Below are 13554 nucleotides of genomic sequence, written 5' to 3'. Positions count from 1 at the left end.
TTTGCCTTGTTGAATCTGCTTGACGTTGGGCTGGCTCAGCTGCCAATGCCGAGGATGGTGTCGAAGATGGTCGAGGCGGTCTGGATCACTTTCGCATTCGCCTGGTACATCTGCTGGAACATCAGCAGATTGGCGGTTTCCTCGTCCTGGTTCACGCCCGAGATGGCCTGCTGGCTGGCCTTGATCTGGCTGGTAACGCTGTCTTGCGTGGTGGCTGCCACCTTGACGGCCATGGCGCGGTTGCCGACTTCGCTGACGATCTGCGAGTAGGCGCCGTTGAAGGTTGCGGTGCCGTTGGCCATGGTGGTCTTGCGCTGCAGCGCGCCCAGCAGCAGCGCATTGCTGCCGTCTGACACGCCCGCGGTGTTCTTGCCGATGGTGAAGGTGTCGCCTTGCGCGGGCGCGCCGGTCATTGCAACGGTGACGCCGTCGAAGCTCATCTTCGCGCCGGCGGTGTAGGGCACGGGCGTGCCGGCCGCGTAGCTGGTGCTGGTGCCATCGGCCAGCGTGACGGTCACGGCCGAGGTGGCCGGAAAGCCGGTCAGGTTGCCGGTGGTCGCGTCGTAGCTCAGCGTGACGGTGCCGCCCAGCGGCGTTGCGGGGTAGCTCGCATCCACCGTGGCCGCGCCCAGCGCGCCGGAGCCCTTGTTGCCGACGGTATTGCCGGTGACGATGGGCGATGCCGCGGCCACCTTGGCGGGGTCGAGCGTCAGCACGTCAAGGTCGCGCGCGCCGGTGCGCGTGGGCTGCACCAGAAACGAATCGCCGGCCTGCGCGGTACCGCTGGCGGCCGCGAGGCTCACGCCGTCGAAGGTAATGGGGAAGGTGGTGAAGGAGCCCATCGACTGCTTGTCCGACAGGCGGGTGACCGAGTAGGTCAGCGTGCCGGCCACGTCGGTGACGCTCACGTTGTAGTCGCTGGTCGTGAGTTGCGACGCGTTCGAGAGCGTGCCGGTGAGCTCGAGGTTGCCCGCGTTCTTTGCGTTGGAGAGCACGCCCGGCACGGACTGCGTGAAAAAGTCTTTGCCCAGTGCGCCGCTGAGGTCCACGCCCAGCTTGCTCTGCGCGTTCACGGCGTCGGCCACCGACATGGCGAGCCGGCCGATGGAGTTTTGCGTGGGAATGAGCGTGTCACGTCGAAAGCTCATGAGCCCGCCGAGCGTGCCGCCGGTGATGACGCCATCTGACAGCTCGGTCGTGTTGCCGGCAAAGCCCTGCAGCGCCACGGCCTTGCGCGACGGGTCGGCGGCGGAGTTCACCGCGGCCATAGTGGCGGCGTAGTCGCCCGTCACCAAAGACTGGCCGGTGGCGATGAACACGTTGTACTTGCCGTTGTCCTGCTGCAGCACCTTCACGTCGACCACCTGGCTCAGCTCGCTCACGAGCTGGTCGCGCTGGTCGAGCAGGTCGTTGGGAGGCTGGCCGCCGGCCATGGCGCTGATCTGGCTGATCTGCTGGTTGAGGCTGGCGATCTTGCTGGCGTAGGTGTTGATCTGGTCCACGCTGCCAACGATCTGCTCATTGACGGAGGAGTTCAGGTCCGACAGGTATTGGTCGGTCGCGCGAAACTTGCTGGCCAGCGCCTGCGCCGAGCTGATCATCTGCTGGCGCGCCGCCGGGTCGGCCGGTGTGTTGGCCACGCCCTGCACGCTGGTGAAGAAGCTCTGCATCAGCGGCGCGATGCCCGAGGTCTTGTCGGCCAGCAGGGTGTCGATGCGGTTGATCTGCGTGCTGTTGGTGGCAAGCGCAGCCGAGGTCGACTGCGCAATAGAGAGCTGCGCCGTCAGGTAGCGGTCGTAGCTGCGCGAGACGGTCGTGACGTTGGCACCCGAGCCGATGAAGCCCGAGCCTGTGCCAGTGGCGTTGCCCGTGGCGATCTCTGCCACCTGGCGGCTGTAGCCGGCGGTGTACACGTTGGCTGTGTTGTGGGCCGTGGTCATCAGCGCGGTGCGTGCAACGCCGAGGCCGCTCAGACCCGTGTAGAACAAACTTCCGGACATATGGCTTTACCTGTCGATGAGGTGTGTGAAATGAGGTGGCATCGCCTGGATGCCTCTGGGTCTATATCGGCAGCGCCAGCCGAAAGTTGAGGGTCGATCGGGTCAGAACTCGGTCCAGTCGCCCTTGGCGTCGTTGGCCATGGCGAGTTGCGGGGCGCCAGAAGGCTCGCGCCGGGTGGGCAAGGCCTTGGCGGGGCGCTTGGGTGCTGGCTTGGCGGGCTTCGGGATTGGGGTGATACGCGTGAAGCCGGGGCGTGTGGTGGCGACGGCGTTGGCATCGAGCTTGAAGACGCTCACCGCCTGTACGAGGCTGCCGGCCTGCTCCTGCAGCGATTGAGCGGCTGCCGAAGCCTCTTCAACCAGTGCGGCGTTCTGCTGCGTGACCTGGTCCATCTGCGTGATGGCCTGGTTGATCTGCTCAATGCCCGAGGTTTGCTCCTGGCTGGCAGCGGTGATCTCGCCCATGATGTCGGTCACGCGCTTCACGCTGCCGACGATCTCGTCCATCGTGCGGCCAGCTTCTTCCACCTGCTTGCTGCCTTCTTCGACCTTTTCTACCGAGTCGCCGATCAGGGTCTTGATCTCCTTGGCTGCAGCAGCGGAGCGTTGTGCGAGGCTGCGGACTTCCGAGGCCACCACTGCGAAGCCACGGCCTTGTTCACCCGCACGCGCGGCTTCGACCGCCGCGTTCAGCGCCAGGATGTTGGTCTGGAAGGCAATGCCGTCGATCACGCCGATGATGTCGACGATCTTCTTGGACGATGCATTGATCGAGCCCATGGTGTCCACCACTTGGGAGACGACGCTGCCGCCCTTCACGGCGACCTCGGAGGCCGAGACGGCCAACTGGTTCGCCTGCCGCGCGTTGTCCGCGTTCTGCTTGACGGTGCTGGTCAGCTCCTCCATCGAAGCAGCCGTCTGCTCCAGCGAACTCGCCTGCTCTTCCGTGCGCGAAGATAGATCCTGATTGCCAGAGGCGATCTGCCCCGAAGCAGTGGCGATCGTCTCCGTGCCCGTACGCACCTCACCAACCACCTTCGCCAGGCTCGCATTCATCTCTCGCAGCGCGTGCATCAGCTGCCCCGTCTCGTCGCGGCTTTCCACCTCGATATGCGTGCTCAGGTCGCCCGCGGCCACCGTCTCTGCCACTTCCACCGCATGCCCCAGCGGACGCACGATGCCCAGTGTCAGGCGCCATGCAAACAACGCCCCCAGCACCAGCGCAATGCCCGACAGCACCATCAACGTGGTCTCGCCGGTCGTATGGTTGGCTTCGATGTCTTGCGCCAGTTCGTCGATGCGGTCGCGCTGATACGCCGCGAGCTTGGCCACGGCCTCCTCGTAGACGGTGAGTGCGGGCGCGAACTGGTTGTCGGCCATTTCCATGGCCTCTTCGTTCTTCCCCTCGGTCTTGAGCTTGTTGATCTTCCCGATGGTCGCGAGCACGACGCCGCGAGCATCGGCCACGCCGGCATACAGCTTCTTCTCTTCCGGAGAGGTCAGCAGTTCCTCGAGCTTCTTCTGCACCGGGTTGATAAGCGCCGACTTGTCGGCCCGGCCCTTCTCGAAGTAGGCGACCGCCTTGGGGTCTGTCGCCTTGACCATCGCGAACGAATTGACGATTGCCGGCCCGAGCAGGTTGGACCACTGGTTGGCCAGGCGCTCCTTGACCAGCGCGTTCTGCATCATGTCTTCCGTGGCCTTGCCCACACTCGCAAGGCGCTGCATGCCGGTGGCGGCAATGACCAACATCAGGAGCAGCACGACCGCAAAGCCGAGGCCCAGGCGGGTGCCGATTTTCAGGTTCTTCAAGTTCATTTGATTTCCTCCAGCAGACTCAGAATTCCGTCCAGTCGCCCTTTGCATCCCCAGCTACAGCGAGCTGTGGGGCTGCGGCGGGTTCGCGGCGGGTGGGCAAGGCCTTGGCGGGGCGCTTCGGCTCGGGCTTGACGGGCTTGGCGATCGGGGTGATGCGCGTGAAGCCGGGGCGTGTTGTGGCCGCGGCGTTGGCGTCGAGCTTGAAGATGCTGACGGACTGCACGAGGCTGCCAGCCTGCTCCTGCAGCGACTGGGCTGCGGCCGAAGCTTCTTCGACCAGCGCTGCGTTCTGCTGCGTGACCTGGTCCATCTGCGTGATGGCCTGGTTGATCTGTTCGATGCCTGACGTTTGCTCCTGGCTGGCAGCGGTGATCTCGCCCATGATGTCCGTCACGCGGCGGACACTGCCGACGATTTCGTCCATCGTGCGGCCAGCCTCTGCAACTTGTTTGCTGCCCTCTTCGACCTTTTCGACCGAGTCGCCGATCAGGGTCTTGATTTCCTTGGCGGCGGCAGCCGAGCGCTGAGCGAGGCTGCGCACTTCGGAGGCGACGACAGCAAAGCCACGGCCCTGCTCGCCGGCGCGTGCCGCCTCGACTGCCGCGTTCAGCGCGAGGATGTTGGTCTGGAATGCGATGCCGTCGATCACACCGATGATGTCGACGATCTTCTTGGACGATGCATTGATCGAACCCATGGTGTCGACCACTTGCGAGACAACGCTGCCGCCCTTCACGGCAACTTCAGAGGCAGACACGGCCAGCTGGTTCGCCTGCCGCGCGTTGTCCGCGTTCTGCTTCACCGTCGAGGTCAGCTCTTCCATCGAGGCAGCCGTCTGCTCCAACGAGCTAGCCTGCTCTTCCGTGCGCGAAGACAGATCCTGATTCCCCGAAGCAATCTGGCTCGAAGCCGTGGCAATGGTGTCGGTCCCCGTGCGCACTTCACTCACGATCTTCACGAGGCTGTCGTTCATGCCCTTCAGAGCCTCCAGCAATTGCCCGGTTTCGTCCGTCGTCCGTGCCTCGATGCGGCTGGTCAAGTCGCCTGCCGCCACCGACTGCGCCACCTTCACGGCTTCCGCCAGCGGCCGCGCGACGATGCGTGCGATCCACAGCGCCAGCCCCAGGCCTAGCGCCATGCTGCCCAGCAGCAGGCCCAGCACCCAGAGCCTGGCTCGCCCGTGCACCGCGTCGGCCGTCTGGCCCGCGCGAAGGGCGCCTGCCAGGTTCACCTGCGTCAGCTTGTCCAGCGTCGCGTTCATCTCGCGGCTCAAAGTCTGCGACTTGCCGCGAATCAGATTGGCCGCCTGGTCGATGTCCTGCGTATTGGAGATGGCGACGATCTTGTTGTGCTCGAGCGCGTATTGCGCCAGCAGCTTCTCGAACACCGGATAGAGCTCGCGCTCCTCGGGCTCCGAGATGAGCGTCGCATATTCGGCGCGCTTCTTCTGCAGCACCGCCCACGACTCGTCCATCGCCTTCTCGTGCGCAGTCATTTCGGTGAACGAACCCAACAAGGCATGCTCCGTCTCCTGCGCCCGGTAGCTCGCCACCATGCCCTTCAGCTCCAGCAGCGAGCGCGTGGCCGGCAGCCAGTTGGTCGAGAGGTCGGTGGACATCTCGTGAACCTTGCCGAGCTGCATCACCGAAATCACGCCGAGGCAGGCCGTCAGCACGAGGACGGCGATGAACGACGCAAGCAGCTTGGTCGCGATCTTGAGGTTGTAGAAAGACTTGATCATTTTTCAGGCCGAGAAGGCCAATACCGTGTGTTGCCGGCCTTCGCCGAGCTTGAAGATGCTGACGGCCTGCACGAGGCTGCCGGCCTGTTCCTGCAGCGACTGGGCTGCGGCCGAGGCTTCCTCGACCAGTGCCGCGTTCTGCTGCGTGACCTGGTCCATCTGCGTGATGGCCTGGTTGATCTGTTCGATGCCCGAGGTCTGCTCGTGGCTCGCGGCGCTGATTTCACCGATGATGTCGGTCACCCGCTTCACGCTGCCCACGATTTCTTCCATGGTCCTTCCGGCCTCGCCCACCAGGGCGGTGCCCGCATCGACCTTGCCGACCGAGTCATCGATCAGACCCTTGATTTCCTTGGCCGCTGCGGCCGAGCGCTGCGCGAGGTTGCGCACTTCGGCGGCCACCACGGCAAAGCCCCTGCCCTGCTCTCCCGCGCGCGCTGCTTCCACCGCGGCGTTGAGCGCCAGGATGTTGGTCTGGAAGGCGATGCCGTCGATCACGCCTGTGATGTCCACGATCTTTTTCGACGAGGCATGGATCGAGGCCATGGTGTCCACCACCTGGCTGACCACATCGCCGCCCTTGAGCGCCACCTCGGAGGCCGACAGCGCCAGCTGGTTGGCCTGCCGCGCGTTGTCGGCGTTCTGCTTCACGGTGCTGGTGAGCTCTTCCATCGATGCAGCGGTCTGCTGCAGCGAGCTCGCCTGTTCCTCCGTGCGCGTCGAAAGATCCTGGTTGCCGGCGGAGATCTGGCCCGAGGCGGTGGCGATGGCATCGGTGCCTTCGCGCACGCCGCCCACCACGCCGGCCAGGCCTTCGCGCATGCTTTCCACGGCGCGGGTGATCACGCCCATCTCGTCACGGCGGGCCGAGTCCAACCGCTGCGACAGGTCGCCCTGGCCGAGAGCCTGCACATGCTCGCTCAGCACGCTCAGTGGCCGCACGGTGCGGCGGATGAAGACGATCAGCGCCGCCCCCAACACGAGGGCCGCCAGCGCAATGCAGGCGCCGATCCAGGCCATCTGGCGATAGAGCCCTGCGAGCACCTCCGAAGCGGAAAGCTCGGCCACCACCAGCCAGCCCGTCGCCTCGCTCCTGGCCACAGAGGCATAGCGCCGCTGCCCGTTCGCTGCGGATGCAAGCACCGCCCGTGCGTCGTCGATCCACATGGCGTCAGGCGCCGCGACCCGCGACAGCCAGGCGGCCGACTCGTCACCAGGCAGAAGCTCGCTCAGCTTCTTGCCGGCCGCCGTCGGATGAAAGACCAGCGTCGCCGCATCGGCACCGCCGCTGGGGTTGACGATGTAGAGCCCGCCGGTCTCGAAGATCCGCGTCTTGCCCACGGCTTCGCCGAAGGAAGCCTGCTGTTGAGAAATGTCCAGCCCGATGTAGAGCACCGCGACGACGCGCCCAGCTGCATCGCGCACCGGCTCGTAGACCGTCATGTAGGGGCGCCCGAACAGCATGACGCGCCCCACGAAGCGCTTGCCCTCGCGCAGCACCGGATAGGCGCCGCTCTTGCGATCCAGCAGCGTGCCGACGGCGCGTTCGCCGCTTTCCTTCTTCACCGAGGTGGTGACGCGGCGGAAATCTTCGCCTTGCGCTACGAACACCGTGGCATTGGCGCCGGGGAAATCGCGCGCGAAGGCATCCACCTCCGCGATGCGCTTGGCGTCGATGGGCGTGCCGTCGCTGCTCAGCGCTCCCTGCGCGGCTCCGTCGAGAACGAAGCTGGACGCGAATTGGCGGCGGAAGACGCCGAAGGCGTTCTCCGCCGTGAGGCGCATGGTCTGGTCGAAGATGTCCAGCGAGCGGGCGACGGCTTCGGCCTTGGCATTGGCGTACTGCGCGGCACTGCGCTGCTGCTGCGAAGAGGCCAGCGCGTAGAAAACGGCCAGCACCAACGTCACCACCAGGAGCATGCCTGCGACGGCGCCGAGGGTCATGGTGCGAGCCAGGGAGACGAAGGCGGGATCGCGCCTCGCGGGGTTCGCGGTTTTCATAACTACAGAAAGCCTATGGTTCAGAACTCGCGCCAGTCACCGGCACCGGCCACCGCAAGCTGCGGTGTCGCAGGCAAGGGCGACCCGACGCGCTTGGCCGGTTGCGTTCTGGCCTGCGCGCGAGGCGCGGCTTGGCGGCCTTCGTCGAGCTTGAAGATGCTGACGGCCTGCACGAGGCTGCTGGCCTGCTCCTGCAGCGATTGAGCGGCTGCCGAAGCCTCTTCGACCAGTGCGGCGTTCTGCTGCGTGACCTGGTCCATCTGCGTGATGGCCTGGTTGATCTGTTCGATACCTGACGTTTGCTCCTGGCTGGCAGCGGTGATCTCGCCCATGATGTCCGTCACGCGCTTCACGCTGCCGACGATTTCGTCCATCGTGCGGCCAGCCTCTTCCACCTGCTTGCTGCCTTCTTCGACCTTTTCTACCGAGTCGCCGATCAGCGTCTTGATCTCCTTGGCTGCAGCAGCGGAGCGTTGAGCCAGGCTGCGAACTTCTGAAGCCACTACGGCAAAGCCTCGGCCTTGCTCACCTGCGCGGGCAGCTTCGACCGCCGCGTTCAGCGCCAGGATGTTGGTCTGGAAGGCAATGCCGTCGATCACGCCGATGATGTCGACGATCTTCTTGGACGATGCATTGATCGAGCCCATGGTGTCCACCACTTGGGAGACGACGCTGCCGCCCTTCACGGCGACCTCGGAGGCCGAGACGGCCAACTGGTTCGCCTGCCGCGCGTTGTCCGCGTTCTGCTTGACGGTGCTGGTCAGTTCCTCCATCGAAGCAGCCGTCTGCTCCAGCGAACTCGCCTGCTCTTCAGTACGCGAAGACAGATCTTGATTGCCCGAAGCAATCTGCCCCGAAGCAGTAGCGATCGTCTCCGTGCCCGTGCGCACTTCGCCCACCACCTTCGCCAGGTTGGCGTTCATGTTCTTCAGCGCCTGCATCAGCTGCCCTGCTTCGTCGCGGCTTTCCACTTCGATGTGCATGCTCAGGTCGCCGGCAGCGACGGTCTCGGCCACCTGCACGGCTTGCGCCAGCGGGCGCACGATGCTGCGTGAAATGAAGAACGCGAAGATGCCGCCGCTGACCACCGTCAGCACCGTCAGCAGCAATTGCAGGTTGAAGCTGCGCGTGTTCGCCGCGTCGATGGCCTGGCTCATGTCGTCGATGGCCTGGCGCTCCATCGACAGCAGGTCGAGCACGCGGGTTTCATAGGCCTTGGCGGCCGGCTGGAACGACTCCTTGAAGGCGCGCGCGGTGTCCACCGCATTGCCGCTGGCCTTGGCCTTGCCCACGTCGTCCTTGGCGGTCTGGTACTTCGCGCGCAAATCGAGAATGGACTTCAGGACGGCCTTCTCCTCCTCGGTCACCAGCAGTTTCTCGACCTTGGCAATGGTCTCGCTGCCCTTCTTCGTGCTGTCGGAGATCACGTCGGCAAAAACGACCGGCAGGGTCTCGTCGGTCGTGCGCGCGATCATCGAGGTGCGGGCGATGGCCGAGTAGGTAAGCACGTACCAGTCGGAGATGAGCCGCTCCTTCGCGAGCGGGCTCTGCATCATGACCCGCGTAGCTTCCGCGTTGTTGCGCGCAGAGACCAGCGCGATGGCGGTCGAGATCACGGTCAAGCCCAGCACGATGGCGAAAGCCATGGCCAGCCGGTTGCCGATGCGGAGGTTCGAGAGAAATTTCATGGTGCAGGCCTTGAAAGGTGAATGTGTGGGGCCGAGCCTGGCCACGTGGCCATGGCGCCGGTGTCAGGCAGTGGCGGCGGCTTCGACGAGCCCCATTTCTTCGCTGGACATCAGCCGGTCGATGTCCACCAGGATCAGCATCCGCTCGTCCAGCGTGCCCAGCCCGATCAGGTAGTCGGCGTCCAGCACCGAGCCCATCTCCGGCGCAGGCTTGATCTGCTCGCCCGTCAGCGTGATCACGTCCGACACGCTGTCCACCACCATGCCCACCACGCGACCTGCGATGTTCAGCACGATCACCACCGTGAACTGGTCGTACGTCGGGTCGCCCAGCTTGAACTTGATGCGCATGTCGATGATCGGAACGATGATCCCGCGCAGGTTCACCACACCCTTGATGTACTCCGGTGCATTTGCAATGCGCGTCACCGCGTCGTAGCCGCGCAGCTCCTGCACCTTCTGGATGTCTATGCCGTATTCCTCTTCGCCCAGCTTGAAGGTCACGACCTCCAGGCGGTTCACGCCGGTGGACGCTGGCGAAGCCGAGGCGGCTTTCTGCAGTGGATCTCTTGCCTTGTTCAGACTCATTGCTCTCTTCCTTCGATAACAGGGAACGGGTTCATCCTGTTATCGGCATCGGATCGCTGAACTTGAGTCCTTTTTTCTCAAAACTCGGTCCAGTCGCCCTTGGCGTTGCCGGCCATGGCGAGTTGAGGAGCGCCAGAAGGCTCCCGTCGGGTGGGCAAGGCCTTGGCGGGGCGCTTCGGTGCCGGCTTGGCGGGCTTCGGAATCGGCGTGATGCGCGTGAAGCTGGGCCGCGTGGTGGCGACGGCGTTGACGTCGAGCTTGAAGACGCTCACGGCGCGCACGAGGCTGCTGGCTTGTTCCTGCAGCGACTGGGCTGCGGCCGAAGCTTCTTCAACCAGTGCGGCGTTCTGCTGCGTGACCTGGTCCATCTGCGTGATGGCCTGGTTGATCTGCTCGATGCCGGAGGTTTGTTCCTGACTTGCGGCAGTGATCTCGCCCATGATGTCCGTCACGCGCTTCACGCTGCCGACGATTTCGTCCATCGTGCGGCCGGCTTCTGCAACCTGCTTGCTGCCCTCTTCGACCTTCTCGACCGAGTCGCCGATGAGCGTCTTGATTTCCTTGGCGGCGGCTGCCGAGCGCTGCGCGAGGCTGCGAACTTCTGAAGCCACCACCGCAAAGCCCCTACCTTGCTCGCCCGCGCGGGCAGCTTCGACTGCGGCGTTGAGCGCGAGGATGTTCGTCTGGAACGCAATGCCGTCGATCACGCCGATGATGTCGACGATCTTTTTCGACGACGTATTGATCGAGCCCATGGTGTCGACCACTTGCGAGACGACACTGCCGCCCTTCACAGCCACTTCCGAGGCCGAGACTGCAAGCTGGTTCGCCTGACGAGCGTTGTCCGCGTTCTGCTTCACGGTCGAGGTCAGCTCTTCCATCGAAGCAGCCGTCTGCTCCAGCGAACTCGCCTGCTCTTCAGTGCGCGAAGAGAGGTCCTGATTGCCCGAGGCGATCTGGTTCGAAGCCGTCGCAATCGTCTCGGTGCCCGTGCGCACTTCACTGACAATCTTCACCAGGCTCTCGTTCATCTCCTTGAGCGCGAGCATCAGCCGGCCGGTCTCGTCCTTCGACTGCACCTCGATGCGCGAGCTGATGTCGCCCGCCGCCACCTTCTCGGCCACCTGCACGGCCTCGCCGATGGGCCGGGTGATCGAGCGCGTGATGAGCCATGCAATGGCCGCACCAAGCAGGACCGCGAGGGCGCCCAGTGCCAGCATCAGGTTGCGCGACCATACGTAGCCGGCGTGGGCCTCTTCCTCGGCCTCCTGCGAAAGCTTGCCCTGGCGTTGGCTCATGGCGTCGAGCTCCTCGAGCAGCGCCCGCGTGGCCGGCTGGAACTTCGAGATGAAGATTGCAGTTGCCTCGTCGTTCCTGTTCTGCAACGCGAATTCGGACAGTTGAGCGCTCAGCGGCACGAGCACGGCCACCTTCTCGTCGATGCGCGCGAGCAGCGCCTTGCCATCGGAAGTGGCCAGCAGCTTCGCCAGCACGGCGCGGTTTTCGGTGAAGCGGTCGCGCGCGGCGGCAACCTTCTTCGACTCTTCGCGCATGGCGTCGGTGTCGGTCAGCAGGATCAGGTTGCCATCGAGGATGGCGATGTCGCGGACCGCGTCCAGCATCCTGTTGACCGAGGCCACCTTGACGTTGTTGCCGTTGACGATGCCGTCCAGCCGCAACTGGATATTCGACATCGCGCTGAGGCCGAGGCCGGCAATGCCGGCCAGCAGCAGGAGCACGGTGGCAAAGCCCGCGCCGAGACGGGTGCCGATCTTGAGATTGATGAATGAGTTCATGGGGTGGAGAGCTTGTTTTCAGGAATCCTGGGCATTGACGTGCTGGAAGACCCTGTCGAGCCGGTCGGAGACCTTCGCGGCGTCGTGGGTCGAACGGGTGACCGAACTCGTGACGAGCCACGCGACGACACCGGCGGTGAGCAATGCAGCCACGCCCAATGCACACACCGTCAGGCGCGCCCATTCGTAGCCGGCGCCGGCCTTGAAGCCGAGGCTCAGCGCGACGGCCAGCAAGAGCAACAGAATGGCGAAGCCCACGCCGAGGCGCAGGGCAAGCCTGGGGCTGAGACGTGTGCGCATGGGTGCTTCAGACCGTCTCTACTTCTTCGACGTCGGCGTCGAGCTTGAAGGTGCTGACGGCGCGCACGAGGTTGTCGGCCTGCTCCTGCAGCGACTGGGCTGCGGCCGAGGCTTCTTCGACCAGCGCTGCGTTCTGCTGCGTGACCTGGTCCATCTGCGTGATGGCCTGGTTGATCTGCTCGATGCCTGATGTTTGTTCCTGGCTGGCAGCGGTGATCTCGCCCATGATGTCGGTCACGCGACGCACGCTGCCCACGATTTCCTGCATCGTGCGGCCGGCTTCCCCAACCTGCTTGCTGCCGGCCTCGACTTTTTCGACCGAGTCGCCGATGAGCGTCTTGATTTCCTTGGCCGCCGCTGCCGAGCGCTGCGCCAGGTTGCGCACTTCCGACGCGACAACGGCAAAGCCCTTGCCCTGCTCGCCGGCGCGTGCGGCTTCGACCGCCGCGTTCAGCGCCAGGATGTTGGTCTGGAACGCGATGCCGTCGATCACGCCGATGATGTCGACGATCTTTTTCGACGATGCATTGATCGAGCTCATGGTGTCGACCACTTGCGAGACAACGCTGCCGCCCTTCACCGCGACCTCGGAGGCCGAGACGGCCAACTGGTTCGCCTGACGTGCGTTGTCGGCGTTCTGCTTCACCGTCGAAGTCAGCTCTTCCATCGAAGCCGCCGTCTGTTCCAGCGAGCTGGCCTGCTGCTCGGTGCGCGAAGACAAGTCCTGGTTGCCGGCCGCAATCTGCCGCGAGGCCACCGCGATCGAATCGGTCGAAGCCTTGATGCGCGTCACCAGATCGGTGAGGGTGTCTTCCATCTCGCCCATGCCGCGCAGCAGCCGGCCGAAGTCGCCTCCGCGCTCGGTCTCGAATTCCTGGCTCAGGTCGCCGGAGGCCACGGTCTCGGCGATCAGCAGTGCCTCGGCGATGGGCTGCACGATGCTGCGCGTCAGCAGCCATGCGATCACCGATCCGGCAACGACCGCGAAAGCAGCCAGCCCGACGAGCCAGGCCCGGCCCGACCGGTACTGCGCGCCGATGCCGGCAGCGGTCCTGTCGATCTCCTTCTGCTGGTGGCCCACCATGGCGCGGATGCTCGCGTCGTAGCCGTCGAGCGCGGGCAGCAGTTGCGTGTCAGTCAGCTTCGTGGCCTCTTCCTTGCGGCCGTCGGCCTTGAGCTTGAGGATCTGGTTGCGCAGCTCGACGTATTCGCCGCGCTTCTTCTTGATGTCGGCGCTCAGCGCCAGCTCTTCTGGCGACGCCAGCATGGCCTCGAGCTTCTTTTGCGTTTCGGTGATGACAGCGCTGGTGGCCGTGATGTTCTTCTGCAGATACTCCTGCACGGCCACGTCGTCGCTCTTGAGCAGGGAGAAGGTGCGCACGCTGTTGGTGTTGGTGCCCAGCTGCCAGGCGGCCGCCAGCCGTTCCTTTGTCAGCGACTGCCCGGCCATGGCCTCCGTCGCATCGCCCACGCCCTGCAGGCGCAGCACGCCGATGGCCGCGGTGATGACCACCAGCGCCAGCACCAGTGCAAAGCCGGCACCCAGGCGCCGTCCGATCTTCCAGTCTTTCATGTGCGTCTCCTCGCGGAACCTCTGTGTGTCGTTGTTCTGATTGGCGTTG

The 13554-nt window shown here is 64.7% G+C and carries 9 protein-coding genes; all 9 read right to left on the bottom strand.

Annotation, left to right across the window (positions count from 1 at the left end):
* Positions 1 to 35: 35 nt before the first annotated feature.
* Entirely contained in the window at positions 36 to 2000 is a 1965-nt protein-coding gene (gene flgK / locus ACZYSP_RS30970) for a flagellar hook-associated protein FlgK (RefSeq protein ID WP_489018285.1), read from the bottom strand.
* Positions 2001 to 2102: 102 nt separating this feature from the next.
* Positions 2103 to 3818 carry a methyl-accepting chemotaxis protein gene (locus tag ACZYSP_RS30965; protein WP_489018283.1) on the bottom strand — a complete coding sequence of 572 codons (1716 nt, stop codon included), beginning with the start codon at positions 3816 to 3818 and terminating at the stop codon, positions 2103 to 2105.
* 19 nt (positions 3819 to 3837) lie between these two features.
* Positions 3838 to 5559, bottom strand: a complete 1722-nt coding sequence (locus tag ACZYSP_RS30960) for a methyl-accepting chemotaxis protein (protein ID WP_489018281.1) — start codon at positions 5557 to 5559, stop codon at positions 3838 to 3840.
* Between the two features lie 3 nt (positions 5560 to 5562).
* A complete protein-coding gene (locus tag ACZYSP_RS30955) occupies positions 5563 to 7503 on the bottom strand; it encodes a methyl-accepting chemotaxis protein (RefSeq protein ID WP_489018279.1) in 1941 nt (646 codons plus the stop codon).
* 77 nt (positions 7504 to 7580) lie between these two features.
* Positions 7581 to 9248: a methyl-accepting chemotaxis protein gene (locus ACZYSP_RS30950; RefSeq protein ID WP_489018277.1), complete on the bottom strand. Its 1668-nt coding sequence runs from the start codon at positions 9246 to 9248 to the stop codon at positions 7581 to 7583.
* A gap of 63 nt (positions 9249 to 9311) precedes the next feature.
* Entirely contained in the window at positions 9312 to 9836 is a 525-nt protein-coding gene (locus ACZYSP_RS30945; RefSeq protein ID WP_489018275.1) for a chemotaxis protein CheW, read from the bottom strand.
* A gap of 77 nt (positions 9837 to 9913) precedes the next feature.
* Entirely contained in the window at positions 9914 to 11632 is a 1719-nt protein-coding gene (locus ACZYSP_RS30940) for a methyl-accepting chemotaxis protein (RefSeq protein WP_354337746.1), read from the bottom strand.
* A gap of 18 nt (positions 11633 to 11650) precedes the next feature.
* Entirely contained in the window at positions 11651 to 11932 is a 282-nt protein-coding gene (locus tag ACZYSP_RS30935) for a hypothetical protein (protein ID WP_093057943.1), read from the bottom strand.
* Between the two features lie 7 nt (positions 11933 to 11939).
* Positions 11940 to 13505: a methyl-accepting chemotaxis protein gene (locus tag ACZYSP_RS30930; RefSeq protein WP_489018272.1), complete on the bottom strand. Its 1566-nt coding sequence runs from the start codon at positions 13503 to 13505 to the stop codon at positions 11940 to 11942.
* Positions 13506 to 13554: the final 49 nt, after the last annotated feature.

The sequence above is a fragment of the Variovorax sp. F042 genome (genome assembly GCF_057814215.1).
The sequence above is the reverse complement of the archived record's forward strand: the minus strand, read 5'-3'. Positions and strand labels throughout refer to the sequence as shown.